Consider the following 19,343-nt stretch of genomic DNA (forward strand, 5'->3'; position numbering starts at 1 on the left):
CACACCGCAACTTGGCCTTTCGACGCAAATTGCTTGGGTGTTATATGGTCAAGCCTCACGGGCAATTAGTATTGGTTAGCTCAACGCCTCACAGCGCTTACACACCCAACCTATCAACGTCGTAGTCTTCGACGGCCCTTCAGGGAACTCAAGGTTCCAGTGAGATCTCATCTTGAGGCAAGTTTCCCGCTTAGATGCTTTCAGCGGTTATCTTTCCCGAACATAGCTACCCGGCAATGCCACTGGCGTGACAACCGGAACACCAGAGGTTCGTCCACTCCGGTCCTCTCGTACTAGGAGCAGCCCCTCTCAAATCTCAAACGTCCACGGCAGATAGGGACCGAACTGTCTCACGACGTTCTAAACCCAGCTCGCGTACCACTTTAAATGGCGAACAGCCATACCCTTGGGACCGGCTTCAGCCCCAGGATGTGATGAGCCGACATCGAGGTGCCAAACACCGCCGTCGATATGAACTCTTGGGCGGTATCAGCCTGTTATCCCCGGAGTACCTTTTATCCGTTGAGCGATGGCCCTTCCATACAGAACCACCGGATCACTAAGACCTACTTTCGTACCTGCTCGACGTGTCTGTCTCGCAGTCAAGCGCGCTTTTGCCTTTATACTCTACGACCGATTTCCGACCGGTCTGAGCGCACCTTCGTACTCCTCCGTTACTCTTTAGGAGGAGACCGCCCCAGTCAAACTACCCACCATACACTGTCCTCGATCCGGATAACGGACCTGAGTTAGAACCTCAAAGTTGCCAGGGTGGTATTTCAAGGATGGCTCCACGCGAACTGGCGTCCACGCTTCAAAGCCTCCCACCTATCCTACACAAGCAAATTCAAAGTCCAGTGCAAAGCTATAGTAAAGGTTCACGGGGTCTTTCCGTCTAGCCGCGGATACACTGCATCTTCACAGCGATTTCAATTTCACTGAGTCTCGGGTGGAGACAGCGCCGCCATCGTTACGCCATTCGTGCAGGTCGGAACTTACCCGACAAGGAATTTCGCTACCTTAGGACCGTTATAGTTACGGCCGCCGTTTACCGGGGCTTCGATCAAGAGCTTCGCGTTAGCTAACCCCATCAATTAACCTTCCGGCACCGGGCAGGCGTCACACCCTATACGTCCACTTTCGTGTTTGCAGAGTGCTGTGTTTTTAATAAACAGTCGCAGCGGCCTGGTATCTTCGACCGGCATGAGCTTACGGAGCAAGTCCTTCACCCTCACCGGCGCACCTTCTCCCGAAGTTACGGTGCCATTTTGCCTAGTTCCTTCACCCGAGTTCTCTCAAGCGCCTTGGTATTCTCTACCCAACCACCTGTGTCGGTTTGGGGTACGGTTCCTGGTTACCTGAAGCTTAGAAGCTTTTCTTGGAAGCATGGCATCAACCACTTCGTCATCTAAAAGATGACTCGTCATCAGCTCTCGGCCTTAAGATCCCGGATTTACCTAAGATCTCAGCCTACCACCTTAAACTTGGACAACCAACGCCAAGCTGGCCTAGCCTTCTCCGTCCCTCCATCGCAATAACCAGAAGTACAGGAATATTAACCTGTTTTCCATCGACTACGCTTTTCAGCCTCGCCTTAGGGACCGACTAACCCTGCGTCGATTAACGTTGCGCAGGAAACCTTGGTCTTTCGGCGTGGGTGTTTTTCACACCCATTGTCGTTACTCATGTCAGCATTCGCACTTCTGATACCTCCAGCAAGCTTCTCAACTCACCTTCACAGGCTTACAGAACGCTCCTCTACCGCATCACCCGAAGGTGATACCCGTAGCTTCGGTGTATGGTTTGAGCCCCGTTACATCTTCCGCGCAGGCCGACTCGACTAGTGAGCTATTACGCTTTCTTTAAAGGGTGGCTGCTTCTAAGCCAACCTCCTAGCTGTCTAAGCCTTCCCACATCGTTTCCCACTTAACCATAACTTTGGGACCTTAGCTGACGGTCTGGGTTGTTTCCCTTTTCACGACGGACGTTAGCACCCGCCGTGTGTCTCCCATGCTCGGCACTTGTAGGTATTCGGAGTTTGCATCGGTTTGGTAAGTCGGGATGACCCCCTAGCCGAAACAGTGCTCTACCCCCTACAGTGATACATGAGGCGCTACCTAAATAGCTTTCGAGGAGAACCAGCTATCTCCGAGCTTGATTAGCCTTTCACTCCGATCCACAGGTCATCCGCTAACTTTTCAACGGTAGTCGGTTCGGTCCTCCAGTTAGTGTTACCCAACCTTCAACCTGCCCATGGATAGATCGCCCGGTTTCGGGTCTATTCCCAGCGACTAGACGCCCTATTAAGACTCGCTTTCGCTACGCCTCCCCTATTCGGTTAAGCTCGCCACTGAAAATAAGTCGCTGACCCATTATACAAAAGGTACGCAGTCACAGAACAAAGTCTGCTCCCACTGCTTGTACGCATACGGTTTCAGGATCTATTTCACTCCCCTCTCCGGGGTTCTTTTCGCCTTTCCCTCACGGTACTAGTTCACTATCGGTCAGTCAGTAGTATTTAGCCTTGGAGGATGGTCCCCCCATATTCAGACAAAGTTTCTCGTGCTCCGTCCTACTCGATTTCATGACTAAGAGATTTTCGCGTACAGGGCTATCACCCACTATGGCCGCACTTTCCAGAGCGTTCCGCTAATCTCAAAGCCACTTAAGGGCTAGTCCCCGTTCGCTCGCCACTACTAAGGGAATCTCGGTTGATTTCTTTTCCTCAGGGTACTTAGATGTTTCAGTTCCCCTGGTTCGCCTCTTGCACCTATGTATTCAGTACAAGATAACCATCTTATGATGGCTGGGTTCCCCCATTCAGACATCTCCGGATCAAAGTCTGTTTGCCGACTCCCCGAAGCTTTTCGCAGGCTACCACGTCTTTCATCGCCTCTGACTGCCAAGGCATCCACCGTATGCGCTTCTTCACTTGACCATATAACCCCAAGCAATCTGGTTATACTATGAAGACGACATTCGCCGAAAATTCGATAATACTCAATTCAGAGTAACTCACAAATTTTACCTTAGCCTGATCCGTTACCAGTGAAAGTAACGTTCAGTCTATCTTTCTATCACATACCCAAATTTTTAAAGAACGATCTAATCAAAGACTAGAAATCAACATTCATCATCACATGATGGAATGCTCATTTCTAAGCTTTCAAAACTTCAGAAGCAGTAGTGGTGGAGCCAAGCGGGATCGAACCGCTGACCTCCTGCGTGCAAGGCAGGCGCTCTCCCAGCTGAGCTATGGCCCCGTATTCTCTACAGGCGTTTCCCACACAAAATTGGTGGGTCTGGGCAGATTCGAACTGCCGACCTCACCCTTATCAGGGGTGCGCTCTAACCAACTGAGCTACAGACCCAATTTCGGGCTGCTTCTTATCGTCTTCTTCAATGAATCAAGCAATTCGTGTGGGAACTTATGGAGCAGCTGATGTCGTCGATTAAGGAGGTGATCCAGCCGCAGGTTCCCCTACGGCTACCTTGTTACGACTTCACCCCAGTCATGAATCACACCGTGGTAACCGTCCTCCCGAAGGTTAGACTAGCTACTTCTGGTGCAACCCACTCCCATGGTGTGACGGGCGGTGTGTACAAGGCCCGGGAACGTATTCACCGCGACATTCTGATTCGCGATTACTAGCGATTCCGACTTCACGCAGTCGAGTTGCAGACTGCGATCCGGACTACGATCGGTTTTATGGGATTAGCTCCACCTCGCGGCTTGGCAACCCTTTGTACCGACCATTGTAGCACGTGTGTAGCCCAGGCCGTAAGGGCCATGATGACTTGACGTCATCCCCACCTTCCTCCGGTTTGTCACCGGCAGTCTCCTTAGAGTGCCCACCATTACGTGCTGGTAACTAAGGACAAGGGTTGCGCTCGTTACGGGACTTAACCCAACATCTCACGACACGAGCTGACGACAGCCATGCAGCACCTGTCTCAATGTTCCCGAAGGCACCAATCCATCTCTGGAAAGTTCATTGGATGTCAAGGCCTGGTAAGGTTCTTCGCGTTGCTTCGAATTAAACCACATGCTCCACCGCTTGTGCGGGCCCCCGTCAATTCATTTGAGTTTTAACCTTGCGGCCGTACTCCCCAGGCGGTCAACTTAATGCGTTAGCTGCGCCACTAAGAGCTCAAGGCTCCCAACGGCTAGTTGACATCGTTTACGGCGTGGACTACCAGGGTATCTAATCCTGTTTGCTCCCCACGCTTTCGCACCTCAGTGTCAGTATCAGTCCAGGTGGTCGCCTTCGCCACTGGTGTTCCTTCCTATATCTACGCATTTCACCGCTACACAGGAAATTCCACCACCCTCTACCATACTCTAGCTTGTCAGTTTTGAATGCAGTTCCCAGGTTGAGCCCGGGGATTTCACATCCAACTTAACAAACCACCTACGCGCGCTTTACGCCCAGTAATTCCGATTAACGCTTGCACCCTCTGTATTACCGCGGCTGCTGGCACAGAGTTAGCCGGTGCTTATTCTGTCGGTAACGTCAAAACAGCAAAGTATTAATTTACTGCCCTTCCTCCCAACTTAAAGTGCTTTACAATCCGAAGACCTTCTTCACACACGCGGCATGGCTGGATCAGGCTTTCGCCCATTGTCCAATATTCCCCACTGCTGCCTCCCGTAGGAGTCTGGACCGTGTCTCAGTTCCAGTGTGACTGATCATCCTCTCAGACCAGTTACGGATCGTCGCCTTGGTGAGCCATTACCTCACCAACTAGCTAATCCGACCTAGGCTCATCTGATAGCGCAAGGCCCGAAGGTCCCCTGCTTTCTCCCGTAGGACGTATGCGGTATTAGCGTTCCTTTCGAAACGTTGTCCCCCACTACCAGGCAGATTCCTAGGCATTACTCACCCGTCCGCCGCTGAATCCAGGAGCAAGCTCCTTTCATCCGCTCGACTTGCATGTGTTAGGCCTGCCGCCAGCGTTCAATCTGAGCCATGATCAAACTCTTCAGTTCAAACATCTTTGGGTTTTTAAGAAACCCTAAACTTGGCTCAGCAATCGTTGGTTACATCTTTGATTTCTCGCGGAGTAACTTGTGATGCTGATAATCTTGTTGACTATCAGTCTGACTCCACAAGCACCCACACGAATTGCTTGATTCAGTTGTTAAAGAGCGGTTGGTTAAGATCTTTCGTCTCAACCGAGGCGCGCATTCTACAGCAGCCTCATTTGCTGTCAAGTGATTATTTTCAGAAGTTTTCGAAGAATTCTTCAACAACTTCAACCACTTGCGCTTCCGATCTCTCGTTAGCGGGAGGCGAATTCTACAGCGTTACTCACTGTTGTCAACACCTCTTTTTCTCCGCTTTCGACCGAGAAGATCGAACCGTTAAAAGAGCCAAACATCGCCGCTCTTTCAACTCCTTCCAGGCTTCGATGAACTGAAGCAACCCGCCCTCGAAACCTACTTAACTCATTGAATCTCAAGGAGTTTTCCGTTTCGACTGCGCCGGAAGTGGGGCGAATTATAGACTTCCAGAATCTGCCGTCAACTACTAATTTCGCTTTTCCTGCAGAATCTGTTTTTTAGCCAATAAACGCGGGATTCGACGAGCAACAGGTGGCACGCGCAGTAATAGAAGCAAAGCACCTATAAAGGCATAGATAGCCCACTCCCGGAGATCAGCACGCACGATCCAAAGCATATGCAGCAAACCCAGCCCCAGAATCACATAGGCCAGACGGTGCAGCTTCTTCCAGCGCACGCCTAGACGGCGCTGACTGTAACGATTGGAAGTCACCGCCAACGCCAGCAACCCGAGAAAACCTAACGTGCCGACAATAATGTATGGCCGCTTACGCAGCTCAACGCCAAGCTGCGACCAATCGAACCCGAGAATAAATGCCATGTAACTACATAGATGTAGAACCACATAGGCAAAACACCAAAGCCCCAATTGCCGACGTACTGCGATCCACCCCGCCCAGCCGGTCAATTTTTGCACAGGCGTCATGCTCAAGGTAATCAGCAACAACACCAACGTCCCAAGTCCGAGCCGATCAACCAAGACCTTGCCAGGATCCGGCCCAAGCAAATCTTCGAAGGCTTGATAAAACCACAGCAATGGCCAAATCGCCGCTGCAATGAAAACACCCACCCGCCAGACCGGATATCGCATCAGTAATTCTTCCGCAGATCGAGCCCTGTATATAAAGAAGCAACTTCATCCGAGTAGCCGTTGAACATCTGGGTATCACGCACATTCGGCTTGAACAGGCTGTTCGGCAACCGGCGTTCCCGCGCCTGGGTCCAACGAGGGTGATCGACCGTAGGATTCACGTTCGCATAAAACCCGTACTCATCCGCCGCAATGCTCTGCCAGGTCGTTTTCGGTTGCTCACTGACCAGACTGATACGCACGATGGATTTGACGCTCTTGAACCCATACTTCCAAGGCACCACCAAACGCAGCGGTGCGCCATTCTGATTCGGCAATTCCCGGCCATACATGCCCACAGCCAGAATCGCCAATGGATTCATCGCCTCATCCAGACGCAAGCCTTCTACATACGGCCAGTCGATCAAAGCGAAACCGGAACGTTGCCCCGGCATACTCTTGGGATCCTGCAGAGTTTCGAATCGGATGTACTTGGCATTGGAGGTCGGTTCGACTTGCTTGAGCAATGCCGATATAGGGAAACCAATCCACGGAATAACCATCGACCAGGCTTCAACACAGCGAAGGCGATAGATGCGCTCCTCCAACTGATACGGTTTCATGAAGTCTTCCAGCGCGTAACGCCCTGGCTTACCCACCTCCCCGTCTACCACCACACTCCACGGTTCGGTTTTCAGCGATCCGGCATTTGCTGCCGGATCCCCCTTGTCAGTGCCGAACTCATAGAAATTGTTGTAGTGGGTCGCATCTTTATAAGGCGTGATCGCCTCATCCTTGACGTTGACCGCCCCCCACTTAGTAGAAGAGAGCTTATCGGCAAACCAACCAGGTGCCTTGCCCGCCTCGACATCAGCATAGCGAGCGGTTTCGTCAGCACTGGCCCAGCGCGGGAGACTACCCACGGCAATGCCGGCCGCAGTGACCCCGAGCAGTTGACGACGAGAAAGGTAAATTGATTCAGGCGTGACATCCGACTCATGGCAGTCAGATGCTTTGGGGATTTTGATCAACATGACAACTCCGCAGCTTTGGAGGACAGATGTACCCATTGACTGCGGAGTATGCGGGAAATTACATCACTCGGCGTTTTTGTGCCGACGAAGATGCAGGAGGTATTGCACTGGGCCGGAGGCCGCATAAGCGAGGAACACCAGCAGCAGAATGCGCGGTGGATCGCTGAAGACCACGGCAAACACCAACACCACCGCGAGGATCGCAACGAAGGGCACGCGACCTTTCAAATCCAGTTCCTTGAAGCTGTTGTACTTGATGTTGCTGACCATCAGCATGCCCGCAGCCGCAACCATCAGCGCGACCAGGAACGACATCTTCGAGCCCTGGATCCCGTAATCGCTGAACGCCCAGACAATTCCCGCCACCACGCCGGCGGCTGCCGGACTGGCCAGACCGATGAAGTAGCGCTTGTCCGCCGTACCCACCTGAGTATTGAAACGCGCCAGACGCAATGCTGCACCCGCCACATAGATGAAGGCGACCATCCAGCCGACCTTGCCCATGTCACCCAGCGCCCAGCCGAAAGCCAGCAACGCCGGCGCGACACCGAACGCGACCATGTCGGACAACGAGTCGTACTCGGCGCCGAACGCACTTTGCGTGTTGGTCATGCGCGCCACACGGCCGTCGAGACCGTCGAGCACCATGGCGACGAAAATCGCGATGGCGGCGAAGGCGAAATACTTGCTCGCGTTCACCGAGTCCCCGGCGCTCAACGCAGCCTGGGCGCTCATCGAATTGATGATGGAATAAAATCCTGCGAACAAATTCGCAGTGGTGAACAGATTCGGCAGCAGATAGATACCACGATGCCGGACTTTACGACCTTCTGCGTCGTGCCCTTCTTCGATGTGTTCATCGATGGGCAGCAGGCTTTCGGCGTCAGAAGCCTTGTTCGGCTCTTCGGGACGTTCGCTCATGGACATTACCTTGCAACGGTTTGGAAAAATTCGACAGGTGTCTGGGACGACGGTTCGGCCACAAACGATGCAGCTTTATACCAGAACCACCGCCTCAAACGAAAAAACGCGGCCGAGGCCGCGTTTTTTCGTTTGAGGGACGACGACTTAGTTTTTGGCTTTGTCGACGATCTTGTTGGCACCGATCCACGGCATCATGGAGCGCAGTTGCTCGCCGATGATTTCGATACCGTGAGCGGCGTTGTTACGACGCTTGGCGGTCATCGAAGGGTAGCCGGTTGCGCCTTCGCTGATGAACATTTTGGCGTACTCGCCGTCCTGAATACGTTTCAGGGCGTTGCGCATGGCCTGACGGGATTCGGCGTTGATCACTTCCGGACCGGTCACGTACTCGCCGTATTCAGCGTTGTTGGAGATCGAGTAGTTCATGTTGGCGATACCGCCTTCGTACATGAGGTCAACGATCAGTTTCAGTTCGTGCAGGCACTCGAAGTAGGCCATTTCCGGCGCGTAGCCAGCTTCAACCAGAGTTTCGAAACCGGCTTTAACCAGTTCAACGGTACCGCCACACAGAACGGCTTGTTCGCCGAACAGGTCGGTTTCGGTCTCGTCTTTGAAGGTGGTTTCGATGATGCCAGTACGACCGCCACCCACGCCAGCAGCGTAAGACAGGGCTACGTTCTTGGCGTTGCCCGAAGCGTCCTGGTAGATCGCGATCAGGTCAGGAATACCGCCGCCCTTCACGAACTCGGAACGCACGGTGTGGCCCGGGGCTTTCGGCGCGATCATGATCACGTCGAGGTCGGCACGCGGAACAACCTGGTTGTAGTGGATCGCGAAACCGTGGGAGAAGGCCAGGGTGGCGCCTTTCTTGATGTTCGGCTCGATTTCGTTCTTGTACAGCGAGGACTGGAACTCGTCCGGGGTCAGGATCATGACCAGGTCGGCAGCAGCAACAGCGGAAGCAACGTCGGTCACTTTCAGGCCGTGAGCTTCTGCTTTGGCAACGGTCGCCGAACCTTTACGCAGACCAACGGTAACGTCGACACCGGAATCCTTCAGGTTGCACGCCTGGGCATGGCCCTGGGAACCGTAACCGATGATGGCAACTTTCTTGCCCTGGATGATCGACAGGTCGCAGTCTTTATCGTAGAAAACTTTCATGAATTTCCCCTATATATCCAGGCCGTTCAGGCCATTCGCTAATTTGGTTTAGATGCTGAGTACTTTGTCGCCGCGAGCAATGCCGGTCACGCCGCTGCGGACGGTTTCCAGAATCGATGCGGTGCCGATGGACTGTATGAAGCTGTCGAGCTTGTCGCTGGTACCGGTCAATTGAACGGTATACACGCTGGCGCTGACATCGACGATCTGCCCACGGTAAATATCGGTAGTGCGTTTGATCTCGGCGCGCTGGGCGCCAGTGGCCTTGACCTTGACCAGCATCAGTTCGCGCTCGATGTGAGCACTTTCCGACAGGTCCACCAGCTTGACCACTTCGATCAGCTTGTTCAGGTTTTTGGTGATCTGCTCGATGACTTCATCGTGGCCAACGGTGGTCAGCGTCAGACGCGACAGAGTCGGGTCTTCGGTCGGGGCCACGGTCAGGCTTTCGATGTTGTAGTTGCGCTGCGAGAACAGGCCGACTACACGAGACAGAGCGCCGGGTTCGTTTTCCAGAAGCAAGGAAATAATGTGCCGCATGATTAAGTACGCTCCGTCTTGCTCAGCCACATATCGCGCATCGAGCCGTCTTTGATCTGCATCGGGTAGACGTGCTCGCTGGTGTCGACCGAAATATCGATGACGACCAGGCGATCTTTCATGGCGAACGCTTCTTCCATCTTCGACTTCAAGTCTTTCGATTCGGTGATGCGCACGCCAACGTGACCATAGGCTTCGGCCAACTTGACGAAATCAGGCAGCGATTCCATGTACGAGTGCGAGTGACGGCTGCCGTAGCTCATGTCCTGCCACTGACGCACCATCCCCAGAACACCGTTGTTCAGGATGACGATTTTTACTGGCAAGCCATATTGCAGGCAGGTCGACAGCTCCTGGATGTTCATCTGGATACTGCCTTCACCGGTGACGCAGGCAACGTCGTCTTCCGGGAAGCTCAACTTGATACCCATGGCCGCCGGAAAACCGAAGCCCATGGTGCCCAGGCCACCGGAGTTGATCCAGCGGTTAGGCTTGTTGAACGTGTAGTACTGCGCAGCGAACATCTGGTGCTGACCCACGTCGGAGGTGATAAAGGCATCGCCCTTGGTCACTTCGCACAGGGTTTCGATCACGGTCTGCGGCTTGATCTTGCTGCCGTCACCCTTGTCGTAAGGGAACAGGCCGCGATCACCGCGCCACTCATCAACCTGCTTCCACCAACTGGCCACAGACTCCTTGTTTGGGGTCTCACCGATTTCCTTGAGGATTGCGACCATCTCGGTCAGGACGCTCTCGACCGGACCAACGATAGGCACGTCAGCCTTGATGGTCTTGGAGATCGAAGCCGGGTCAATATCGATGTGAATGATCTTGGCGTTCGGGCAGAACTTCGCCGCGCCGTTGATCACACGGTCATCGAAACGCGCGCCGACCGCCAGGATCACGTCGGCATGGTGCATCGCCAGGTTGGCGGTGTAGCTGCCATGCATGCCGAGCATGCCGATGAACTGACGATCGGTGCCAGGGAAGCCGCCCAGGCCCATCAGCGTGTTGGTCACTGGCAGGTTGAGCATTTTCGCCAGTTCGGTCAGCGGTGCGGAACCGTTGCCCAGGATCACGCCGCCACCGGAGTACAGCACTGGACGCTTGGCCGCCAGGAGCATTTCTGCCGCCTTGCGGATTTGCCCCGAGTGACCGCGAACGGCCGGGCTGTAGGAGCGCAGCTTGGCTTTCTTCGGGAAGATGTACTCGAACTTCTCGGCCGGGTTGGTCATGTCTTTCGGAATATCGACCACGACCGGGCCCGGACGACCGGATTGCGCCAGGTAGAAGGCCTTCTTCATGACTTCCGGGATTTCCGAAGCGTGCTTGATCATGAAGCTGTGCTTCACGATCGGCCGGGAGATACCGATCATGTCGGTTTCCTGGAACGCGTCGGTGCCGACCATGGTGCTAGGCACCTGACCGGAAATGATCACCATTGGAATCGAATCCATATAGGCGGTGGCAATACCGGTGATGGCGTTTGTGGCGCCTGGACCGGAAGTCACCAATACCACGCCGGCTTTACCGGTGGCACGGGCGTAGCCGTCAGCCATATGGGTAGCCGCTTGCTCGTGACGAACCAGGATGTGAGTCACTTCCGGTTCTTTGAACAGGGCATCGTAAACATGCAGGAGAGCACCACCCGGGTACCCGTAGATATATTTGACGCCTTCGTCACGCAAGAAGCGGACGAGCATCTCACCGCCAGATAAAAGCTCCACGTTGTTCACCTCTAAAACGCCAGAATACCGCCCACGAAAAATGGGACGGGTCTTAATAGGTTTACTTCTCGGCAGAGCATGAGCGACGGTGGTCGCCGACTACGTCAGCACTGACTGAGCAAGTATTGGGATCGTCCCAAGTGTTGCGGGCCTTTCCCACCCAGCGCGAGGTAACGCGTTGCGGGTGTAACAGGTCGGCGCGGATGTGCGCCTCATGATCTACCGAGTGGGTCTGCTTCTGGCAGTCCCTCTACAGCGGACTTTGGATTCTTCTGTTTCGCCCTCTCCAAGTCAAGCCGTCTATGTGCTTAATTGTGGGTAAGCACATGAGAACGCAAGAAAAAACCTGAAAACAGCTACTCTGTTAGCGTCAATTGCGCAATTTTGCCAAGGAATCAGCATGCGAATGCTTCTGTTAACCCTGCTGATCGGCCTCAGCCCATGGTGCACGGCCGCTCAGATCTACAAATGGGTCGATGCCCAAGGTGTCACTCACTTTGATGCACAGCCTCCCCAAGGCCAGCCATCCACTAGCCTGCAGATGCCCTCCTCGCCTGCGGCAAAACCGGCGCCGATGCCAGGTGGCGGGGTGATGGGCGATCAGAAAGCCATCGACGACAAGGTCAAGAAGCAAGTCGCCGATCAACAAGCGCAGCTCAAGGCGTTTTGCGAGCAGGCACGTACGAATCTTGCGCAATTGCACAACAATCCGCGTTTGCGGGAGGAAGTGGGGGGGGAATTGCGGCGGCTGAGCGATGCACAACGTCAGGAGCGCATCGTCGAAGCGCAGAAGCAGATTGCGGAAAACTGCCAGTAACCACTGGCAGCTTCCGGTTCAGCGCGAAGCAGTAATCAACTGATCAAACTGTTTCAGCAATAACTGAAGCTGCCGGTCCTTGCCCTGCATATTGCGCTGGGCGAAGACCATTTCAGCCATTTCCTGAATGCCCGAGGCATTGGGCAGTGGCAGATCCTGTTCAAGGATCATCTTCATGCGGGGCAGGAAGATCCATTGCAGCCACTGCTCGAATTCCAGCGTGTCGACCGAGAATGGCTCGACACTGCTCAGTGCCTCAATAGATGGCGAGACTTCATCCCACCAGCCCTGAGTGCGCAGTTCACGCTCGATCAGCAGCAGCTGATCGGCGATTTTCGGGAAACGACCATCCATCACAGCGTTACCTTGGCCTTCTGACGGGCCAGAGCAGCGCCCGCGGAATCACCCTGTTTCTCACGGGACTGAGCGATGATTTCCCATAGGCTGGCCTGCAAGTCCGGGCGGCCGTTGGCCATGGTCAGGGCACGACGGGCGAACTGCTCGGCTTGCGGCGCATCGCCTTGAGCCATGCGCACCTGCGCCAGACGATAAAGCACTTGCGGCTCACGCGGGGCAACACGCTGCGCACGCTCCAGGCTGGAAGATGCACCGTTGAGGTCGCCACCGGCCTGTTGCTGTTGAGCGGTGGTCAGCAAGGCGAGTACCGGACCGTCCAGTTGCTCATCTGCCGACAGACCGCCGCCACTGCTGGCCGAAGGAATGCCACTCGGCGTCGAAGGCATGCTGTAGCTGCCGGAACTGACCGGTGCCGGCTCAACCGAAGACGGGTTGTACGGCCCCGGCGTAATACCACCGGACGCCGGGCCCGGCACGATCGGCGAAGCGCTGATCGGTGCCGATGTTGTCGCACCGCCACCCGGAACCATCACCACCACGCCGGTATCGCCTTGCGGTATGGCCTGAGTCTGAGCCTGTGCAGGACGCTTGACCGTGGTTTGACGGAAGCCGCCATTGGCGGAAATACGTTCGCTGTTGGACACGGCCGTGCCCGAATCAACCACCGGGATCGAACCACGCTGTACGGTAGAGCAGCCGCTGAGCAAAGCCACGGCGGTCACCGCTGGAATCAACCACTTGTTCACTTGAAACCCTCTTTGCTTAATTCATCCAGCCCTTGACCCAATCCATCACCGACTCGCCGGAAGCAGGCGTTTCGCTTGCACAGGCAGCGCCGGGTGGTGGTTCGCTGCCGCGAATATACGGCATCTGCACCGCCCCCGGACAGTTGGCATCGGAGCCTTGCCCGGTACGCGAATCGACCCAAGCCTGGACGATGTTGTCCGGCTGCGGCATGTCCAGCGGCAGCGGGTCAGCCTTGCGCATGAAACTTGTCCAGACCTGCAATGCACCGGTAGCACCAGTGAATGGCGTCTTGCCGTTGTCATCGCGTCCCAGCCAGACCACCGCCAGCAGATCCTGACTGAAACCGGCGAACCAGCTGTCACGCGAGTCGTTACTGGTACCGGTCTTGCCGGCCAGCGTCAGGGTCTTCGGCAGCACGTTATAAACCGAGCTACCGGTGCCTTCACGCATAACCCGCTGCATGGCGTTCTGGATCAGGTAAATGGACGCCGGATCGAAACGCTGCTGAATCTGGAACGGATAACGCTTGAGCGGCTCGCCTTCGGCGGTCAGCACGCTGCGAATCCCGCGCATCGGCGTATTGAAACCACCGTTGGCGAGGGTCTGATACATGGTCGCCACTTCGATCGGGGTCATGCCGCCGGCACCCAGCAACATCGACGGGAACGCCGGAAACTCGCGCGTCACACCCAGGCGACCCAGCGTCTTGAGGACATTCGGCACGCCCACTTCCAGGCCCAGACGCGAGGTCGACAGGTTGTAGGAATGCGCCAGGCCCTGATAGAGGAACACAGTGCCGTGGGAACGACGATCGTAGTTCTGTGGTTTCCACACCTGACCGTTCGCACCTTTGACCGACAACGGATCATCCGACAACCAACTGGTCAGGGTGTATTGGCTCGGCTTTTCCAGCGCAGTGAGATACACCGCCGGCTTGATCAACGAGCCGATCGGTCGTACCGCATCCAGTGCCCGGTTGAAACCGGCATAACTCGCCTGTCGGCTGCCGATCATCGCCTGGACTTCGCCGGTTTCCGGATTGGTCACGACCATCGCCGCTTCAACATCATCGGAGCCTTTGCGCCCGGAAAGACGCTTAAAGGTGTCGTTGACCGACGCCTCGGCTTTCATCTGCAGAATCGGGTCGAAACTGGTGAAGATCCGCAGACCCTCTTCGGTCAAGTCTTCGTCGCGGTAGTCTTCACGCAACTGGCGTTTGACCAGATCGATAAAGCCCGGGAACGAGCTGTCGGCCAGCTTGCCGCGAGTGGTCACACCCAGTGGCATTTTCTTCGCTGCTTCGACTTGCTCCGCCGTTGCGACGCCTTGTTGCTCAAGCACATCGAGCACCAGATTACGGCGTTCCAGCGCACGCTCAGGATTGCGCCGCGGGTTGTAATAGGACGGGCCCTTGACCATCCCCACCAGCATCGCGACTTGATGCAGCTTCAACTCGGACAGAGGCTGACCGAAGAAGAACTGGCTGGCCAGACCGAAACCGTGCACCGCGCGTTGGCCGTCCTGTCCGACGAAGACTTCGTTGAGGTAGGCCTCAAGAATTTCCTTCTTGTCGTAATGCAGCTCCAGCAGCATCGCCATCATCGCTTCGGTGAGCTTGCGGGACAGGCTGCGTTCGTTGGTGAGGTAGAAGTTTTTGACCAACTGCTGGGTCAGCGTACTGCCGCCCTGGGTCATCTTGCCGCCGGACGTGTTGACCCAGATGGCGCGGGCGATCGACTTCGGCGACACGCCCCAGTGGCTGTAGAAATCCCGGTCCTCAACCGCTACCAGGGTTTCCAGCAGATATGGCGGCACCTGATCGAGTTTGATCAGAATGCGGTCTTCAAGATTCTTCGGATAAATCCCGCCGATCAACACCGGTTCCAGGCGCACCACTGACAGCTTGGAGCCGTTGGTGGCTGAAAGCTCGGCGACATAATCGCCCGAGAAGCGCACGCGCACCGGTTGCGCTTTCTCCAGACCTTCATAGAACTGGAAGCCACGGGTATTCAGATCGACGGTGTTGCCGCTGACGGCTGCGGCGCCAGGGCCATTGCTCACGGCTTCACGGCGATAGCCGAGGGCATCGAGTTCGGTGAGAAAATCGTCCTTGCTGAGCTTTTGTCCGACGAACAGCTCAAGCGGGCGCGCGTATACCTTGGCCGGGATGGTCCAGCGCTTGCCGGAGAACTTCTCCTGCACCACGGCATCGAGGTAAACGGCGAAGCCGGCCAGCACCACAAGGCCGACCAGACTGAGTTTAATGGCCCAACCCAACCATGGGCGCAGGCCCTTGGCAGGTGGTTTTTTAGGAGTACGGGGGGATCGAGTTCGAGTCATGGCGGCGGATTATACGCACTTTATTCATCCTCAACAGGAGCGCTCCGAGGTTTGCGTCGGGCTGGCGAGCGGCCATAATGGCGACCTCGAATTTCCCCCAGTCTCTGAAGGATCGCCCGTGAGCCAGTCACTGATCGCTGCCCTGCAAAACCCGGCCCTCTACCCGCACCCCGTCGAAGGGTTCCAGGTCATCGAAACCCATATCTCGTGGGTGATTCTCACCGGCCCCTTTGCTTATAAAGTGAAGAAGCCCGTGAATTTCGGTTTCCTCGACTTCACTAACCTGGAACAACGCGAACACTTTTGCGGCGAAGAGCTGCGCCTGAACCAGCGTCTGACCGACGATTTGTATCTGGAAGTGCTGCCAGTCACCGGCAGCGTCGAAGCGCCACAACTGGGCGGCGACGGCCCCGCCATCGAATACGTGCTGAAAATGCGTCAGTTCCCGCAGACCGGTTTGCTCAGCACCCTGCAAGCCAACGGCGAGCTGACCACCCAACACATCGATGAAATGGCCGAGCAGATCGCCAAGTTCCACATCACCGCGCCAAAAGTTCCAGCCGAGCACGACGCCGGCACCCCGGCCAGCGTGATGGCGCCGGTATCGCAAAACTTCGAACAGATCCTGCCATTCCTCAGCGACAAAAACGATCTGTTGCAACTCGAAGCTCTGAAGGCCTGGGCCGAAAGCAGCTTCGAGCGTCTCAAGCCGCTGTTCGCTCAGCGCAAGGCCGAAGGTTTTACCCGCGAATGCCACGGTGACATCCACCTGGGTAATGCCACCGTCATCGACGGTAAAGTGGTGATCTTCGACTGCATCGAGTTCAACGAACCGTTCCGCTTCACCGACGTCTGGGCTGACACTGGCTTCCTGGCGATGGACCTGGAAGATCGCGGCCTGAAATCCCTGGCCCGCCGCTTCATCAGCCAATATCTGGAACTGACCGGCGACTACCAAGGCCTGGAAGTGCTGAACTTCTATAAAGCCTACCGCGCACTGGTTCGCGCAAAAGTAGCGCTGTTCAGCATGCCGGCAGACGCAACCCCGGTGCAGCGCGCCACCACCCTGCGCCAGTACCGCAACTACGCCAACCTGGCGGAAAGCTACAGCACCATTCCTTCGCGCTTCATGGCGATCACCCACGGCGTTTCCGCTGTCGGCAAGAGCCACGTGGCCATGCGTCTGGTCGAAGCGCTGGGGGCGATCCGTCTGCGCTCCGATGTTGAGCGCAAGCGTCTGTTCGGCGAGCAAACCGTCGCCAATGATGTACAGGCCGGCATTTATAGTGCCGACGCAAGCGCCAAGACCTACACGCGCCTACATGAAATCGCTGACGTGATCCTGCACGCCGGGTTCCCGGTGGTGATTGACGCCACTTACCTCAAGCGCGAGCAACGTGACAGCGCGGCTCAAGTCGCCGAAGCCACCGGCACGCCGTTCCTGATTCTCGACTGCAACGCGCCGCAAGCGGTGATCGAGAGCTGGCTGGCGATTCGTCAGGCAGACAAACAGGATCCGTCCGACGCCACGCTGGCAGTGATAGAAGCTCAGCAGGCCAATCGCGAAGCACTGACGCCGGAAGAGATCCTGCGCAGCAAACGCGTGCAGACCAATGAATCCGGCACGCTGGACACCGTGGTGGCGCAGATCCGTCAACGCCTGCCTGGTCTGTAAAAAACTATTTCAGCCGTGAAGGCCTCGCTGGCTTCACGGCTGCCAAATAGTGGCACTATACTGGCGTCATAAAACCAACAGGTGATGTGACATGAGCCAGCCGAAACTTCTCGACACCCCGCTGTATGCCTTGCTACACAAAGATGACATCACAGGTTTCAACAAGGAACGTCCGCAAGACGGGCCGATCGATATGGTCGGCGGCGACTTCCGTGGCCTCGACCTGCGTGAACTGAACGCCGATGGCGTGGATTTCCGGGACGCGTATTTCCGTTCCGCCGATTTGCGTGGCATTGATTTCCGCAACGCATCGCTGGAAGGTGCAAGCCTGGCCCACGCACAGATTTCCGGTGCGTACTTTCCGCCGGAGCTGAGCGCTGACGAGATTCTGATGTCGATGAACTTCGGTACTCGCCTGCGTTATCGCACTCGCTAAGCGCTTCTGCCTGATCTGTCCAGCGCCCCCGCTTTGCGCTGGATTGCTTGCTGCGCGGATTTTTCCCGCACCATGGCATCCCTCCCCACCCGCCTATCCTGCAGAAAATTGCGACCGTTCTTAGAAGCGTTTGCGTTGAATCCGACCAAACAACCACGCTTTTCCTACTGATGGCTACACTCCTGAGAAGCTCGCCCACGCACCATTCGGCCGTCGCAAGGAGGCTTGATGAATGATGAACTGCAACACCTGAAGAATCTTGGCAAGACGTCGGCGCAATGGCTGCATGCCGTGGGCATCCACAGCGCCTCGGACTTGCGTCGCCTGGGCGCGGTGGACGCCTACCGGGCCGTGCGTACCCGCGGGTTTCGCGCATCGAAGGTGTTGTTGTATGCGATCGAAGGCGCATTGATGGATGTTCACTGGAACGACATCCCCGCCGAGCGCAAGGACGCCTTGAACAAGCAACTCGAAGCCATTTCCTCACGTCACAAGAACTGAACGGGCGCTGACCGTCATGTACCTGCTTGGGGAACAATCGGCATTTGCCGACGCACTGATCAACCGTTTGCAGAATTTGCCTGCACAGTGGCTGGAAGACCTCGTGCCGTGCGGCCCGGTGATTGAGCTGGAGACGGCTGATGACTTGATGGCGCAGTTGCCCGGCGATCAGTTGTTTCTGCTGACGGAAGGTGTAATCAACGGGTACGTCGGTGCACGAGCACTGTTCTATTGGCAGGAAGGTGACTTGATCGGCCTACAGCAGGGTGATGCATGGGGCGATTGCCGTCTGTGCAGTGAAGGACCGTTGCGCTTGCTGCCCTACCGCCGCAGCGACGTGTTCCGGCATTTGTATGCCGACACCAACCGGGCGAACCAATTTCTCGAGTACCTGCTGGGCCAAATGGCACTCCTCGCCCACGCCGTAGCCGAACTGAAACCGCGGGAGTTTCGCAGTATCAACGGTTTCAAACGGGTCGAGGCCGGTGAGGTACTGATTCACCAGGGCGATGTCGCCGATCACGTGTTTGTGATTATTGATGGGCATGCCGAAGCCTTTGTCGATGGACACAAGGTCGGCGAAGTGCCCAAGGATGAGATTTTTGGCGCGATGGCGGTGTTCACGGGGGAGCCACGTAATGCCACGGTAATTGCCCGCGAAGCGAGCACGGTAATGTTGATTCCCGGTGATCAGTTTTTGAGCATGACCCGCAGCAATCCGAAGATCGCCCACAGCCTGATCGAAAGTATGGCGCGGCGCATCAGCCAGCTCAACGGCCAGATCACTCAACTGACTGCAGTCAAAACCCAGTTTTAAGTCCCCGTTTTCCGGGGCATTCCGGCCAATCCCGAGATTAAATCAGGCAAATGGAAAAAACAGAGTTGACTAGGTAATGAGAATCGCTATGATTATCACAACTGGTCGCGAGATCAGTCGATATTCTGAAAAG

14 protein-coding genes, 2 tRNA genes and 2 rRNA genes are annotated in these 19,343 nt (G+C 55.9%); 5 read left to right on the top strand and 13 right to left on the bottom strand.

Features of this window, described 5'->3' with window-relative positions; genetic code table 11:
- Positions 1-44: 44 nt before the first annotated feature.
- From PSH79_RS23195 to PSH79_RS23240, 10 genes are all read right to left on the bottom strand, one after another.
- Positions 45-2,938: ribosomal RNA gene (locus tag PSH79_RS23195) — 23S ribosomal RNA — on the bottom strand.
- Between the two features lie 249 nt (positions 2,939-3,187).
- Positions 3,188-3,263, bottom strand: a tRNA-Ala gene (locus PSH79_RS23200).
- A 31-nt stretch (positions 3,264-3,294) separates the two neighbouring features.
- Positions 3,295-3,371 (bottom strand) — tRNA-Ile (locus PSH79_RS23205).
- An 82-nt stretch (positions 3,372-3,453) separates the two neighbouring features.
- A 16S ribosomal RNA gene (locus PSH79_RS23210) occupies positions 3,454-4,990 on the bottom strand.
- The 16S and 23S rRNA genes sit together here with 2 tRNA genes alongside, the layout of an rRNA operon.
- Before the next feature lie 541 nt (positions 4,991-5,531).
- Complete coding sequence (gene msrQ / locus PSH79_RS23215) at positions 5,532-6,155, bottom strand: protein-methionine-sulfoxide reductase heme-binding subunit MsrQ (protein WP_305439803.1); 624 nt, start codon at positions 6,153-6,155, stop codon at positions 5,532-5,534.
- Complete coding sequence (gene msrP / locus PSH79_RS23220) at positions 6,155-7,168, bottom strand: protein-methionine-sulfoxide reductase catalytic subunit MsrP (RefSeq protein ID WP_305439804.1); 1,014 nt, start codon at positions 7,166-7,168, stop codon at positions 6,155-6,157. The genes msrQ and msrP overlap by 1 nt, the downstream gene beginning before the upstream one ends.
- A gap of 63 nt (positions 7,169-7,231) precedes the next feature.
- Complete coding sequence (gene pssA / locus PSH79_RS23225) at positions 7,232-8,089, bottom strand: CDP-diacylglycerol--serine O-phosphatidyltransferase (protein ID WP_187679255.1); 858 nt, start codon at positions 8,087-8,089, stop codon at positions 7,232-7,234.
- A 147-nt stretch (positions 8,090-8,236) separates the two neighbouring features.
- Positions 8,237-9,253 carry a ketol-acid reductoisomerase gene (gene ilvC / locus PSH79_RS23230; protein ID WP_003228216.1) on the bottom strand — a complete coding sequence of 339 codons (1,017 nt, stop codon included), beginning with the start codon at positions 9,251-9,253 and terminating at the stop codon, positions 8,237-8,239.
- A 48-nt stretch (positions 9,254-9,301) separates the two neighbouring features.
- A complete protein-coding gene (gene ilvN, locus PSH79_RS23235; RefSeq protein WP_003176102.1) occupies positions 9,302-9,793 on the bottom strand; it encodes an acetolactate synthase small subunit in 492 nt (163 codons plus the stop codon).
- A 2-nt stretch (positions 9,794-9,795) separates the two neighbouring features.
- Positions 9,796-11,520 carry an acetolactate synthase 3 large subunit gene (locus PSH79_RS23240; RefSeq protein WP_305439806.1) on the bottom strand — a complete coding sequence of 575 codons (1,725 nt, stop codon included), beginning with the start codon at positions 11,518-11,520 and terminating at the stop codon, positions 9,796-9,798.
- Between the two features lie 400 nt (positions 11,521-11,920).
- Here PSH79_RS23240 and PSH79_RS23245 point away from each other — a divergent pair, with 400 nt between their 5' ends.
- Positions 11,921-12,337 carry a DUF4124 domain-containing protein gene (locus PSH79_RS23245; RefSeq protein WP_305439807.1) on the top strand — a complete coding sequence of 139 codons (417 nt, stop codon included), beginning with the start codon at positions 11,921-11,923 and terminating at the stop codon, positions 12,335-12,337.
- Between the two features lie 18 nt (positions 12,338-12,355).
- On the opposite strand, the gene PSH79_RS23250 is transcribed toward PSH79_RS23245, so the two are convergent.
- From PSH79_RS23250 to mrcB, 3 genes are read right to left on the bottom strand one after another with little or no spacing between them, the layout of a single operon-like run.
- Positions 12,356-12,691, bottom strand: coding sequence for a YqcC family protein (locus tag PSH79_RS23250; protein ID WP_305439808.1), 336 nt, complete (start codon positions 12,689-12,691; stop codon positions 12,356-12,358).
- Positions 12,691-13,440 carry a hypothetical protein gene (locus PSH79_RS23255; RefSeq protein WP_305439809.1) on the bottom strand — a complete coding sequence of 250 codons (750 nt, stop codon included), beginning with the start codon at positions 13,438-13,440 and terminating at the stop codon, positions 12,691-12,693. Before PSH79_RS23255 ends, PSH79_RS23250 begins: the two co-directional genes overlap by 1 nt.
- A 16-nt stretch (positions 13,441-13,456) precedes the next feature.
- A complete protein-coding gene (gene mrcB, locus PSH79_RS23260; RefSeq protein WP_305439810.1) occupies positions 13,457-15,781 on the bottom strand; it encodes a penicillin-binding protein 1B in 2,325 nt (774 codons plus the stop codon).
- A 118-nt stretch (positions 15,782-15,899) separates the two neighbouring features.
- Between mrcB and PSH79_RS23265 the strand changes: the two genes are divergently transcribed.
- The 4 genes from PSH79_RS23265 (at position 15,900) to PSH79_RS23280 (ending at position 19,210) form a co-directional block, all read left to right on the top strand.
- A complete protein-coding gene (locus PSH79_RS23265) occupies positions 15,900-17,456 on the top strand; it encodes a bifunctional aminoglycoside phosphotransferase/ATP-binding protein (RefSeq protein ID WP_305439811.1) in 1,557 nt (518 codons plus the stop codon).
- 91 nt (positions 17,457-17,547) lie between these two features.
- A complete protein-coding gene (locus PSH79_RS23270) occupies positions 17,548-17,892 on the top strand; it encodes a pentapeptide repeat-containing protein (RefSeq protein WP_007909940.1) in 345 nt (114 codons plus the stop codon).
- 228 nt (positions 17,893-18,120) lie between these two features.
- Entirely contained in the window at positions 18,121-18,393 is a 273-nt protein-coding gene (locus tag PSH79_RS23275) for a TfoX/Sxy family protein (protein WP_003228231.1), read from the top strand.
- A gap of 16 nt (positions 18,394-18,409) precedes the next feature.
- Positions 18,410-19,210, top strand: coding sequence for a Crp/Fnr family transcriptional regulator (locus tag PSH79_RS23280; RefSeq protein WP_305439814.1), 801 nt, complete (start codon positions 18,410-18,412; stop codon positions 19,208-19,210).
- The last annotated feature ends 133 nt before the right edge of the window (positions 19,211-19,343 follow it).

Origin of the sequence: Pseudomonas sp. FP2196 (assembly GCF_030687715.1) — a bacterium.
Taxonomy (GTDB): domain Bacteria; phylum Pseudomonadota; class Gammaproteobacteria; order Pseudomonadales; family Pseudomonadaceae; genus Aquipseudomonas.

Coding starts and splice junctions, on each gene's coding strand:
- msrQ (WP_305439803.1), bottom strand. CDS start 6,155: ATGCGATATCCGGTCTGGCGGGTGGGTGTTTTCATTGCAGCGGCGATT.
- msrP (WP_305439804.1), bottom strand. CDS start 7,168: ATGTTGATCAAAATCCCCAAAGCATCTGACTGCCATGAGTCGGATGTC.
- pssA (WP_187679255.1), bottom strand. CDS start 8,089: ATGAGCGAACGTCCCGAAGAGCCGAACAAGGCTTCTGACGCCGAAAGC.
- ilvC (WP_003228216.1), bottom strand. CDS start 9,253: ATGAAAGTTTTCTACGATAAAGACTGCGACCTGTCGATCATCCAGGGC.
- ilvN (WP_003176102.1), bottom strand. CDS start 9,793: ATGCGGCACATTATTTCCTTGCTTCTGGAAAACGAACCCGGCGCTCTG.
- PSH79_RS23245 (WP_305439807.1), top strand. CDS start 11,921: ATGCGAATGCTTCTGTTAACCCTGCTGATCGGCCTCAGCCCATGGTGC.
- PSH79_RS23250 (WP_305439808.1), bottom strand. CDS start 12,691: ATGGATGGTCGTTTCCCGAAAATCGCCGATCAGCTGCTGCTGATCGAG.
- mrcB (WP_305439810.1), bottom strand. CDS start 15,781: ATGACTCGAACTCGATCCCCCCGTACTCCTAAAAAACCACCTGCCAAG.
- PSH79_RS23270 (WP_007909940.1), top strand. CDS start 17,548: ATGAGCCAGCCGAAACTTCTCGACACCCCGCTGTATGCCTTGCTACAC.
- PSH79_RS23275 (WP_003228231.1), top strand. CDS start 18,121: ATGAATGATGAACTGCAACACCTGAAGAATCTTGGCAAGACGTCGGCG.
- PSH79_RS23280 (WP_305439814.1), top strand. CDS start 18,410: ATGTACCTGCTTGGGGAACAATCGGCATTTGCCGACGCACTGATCAAC.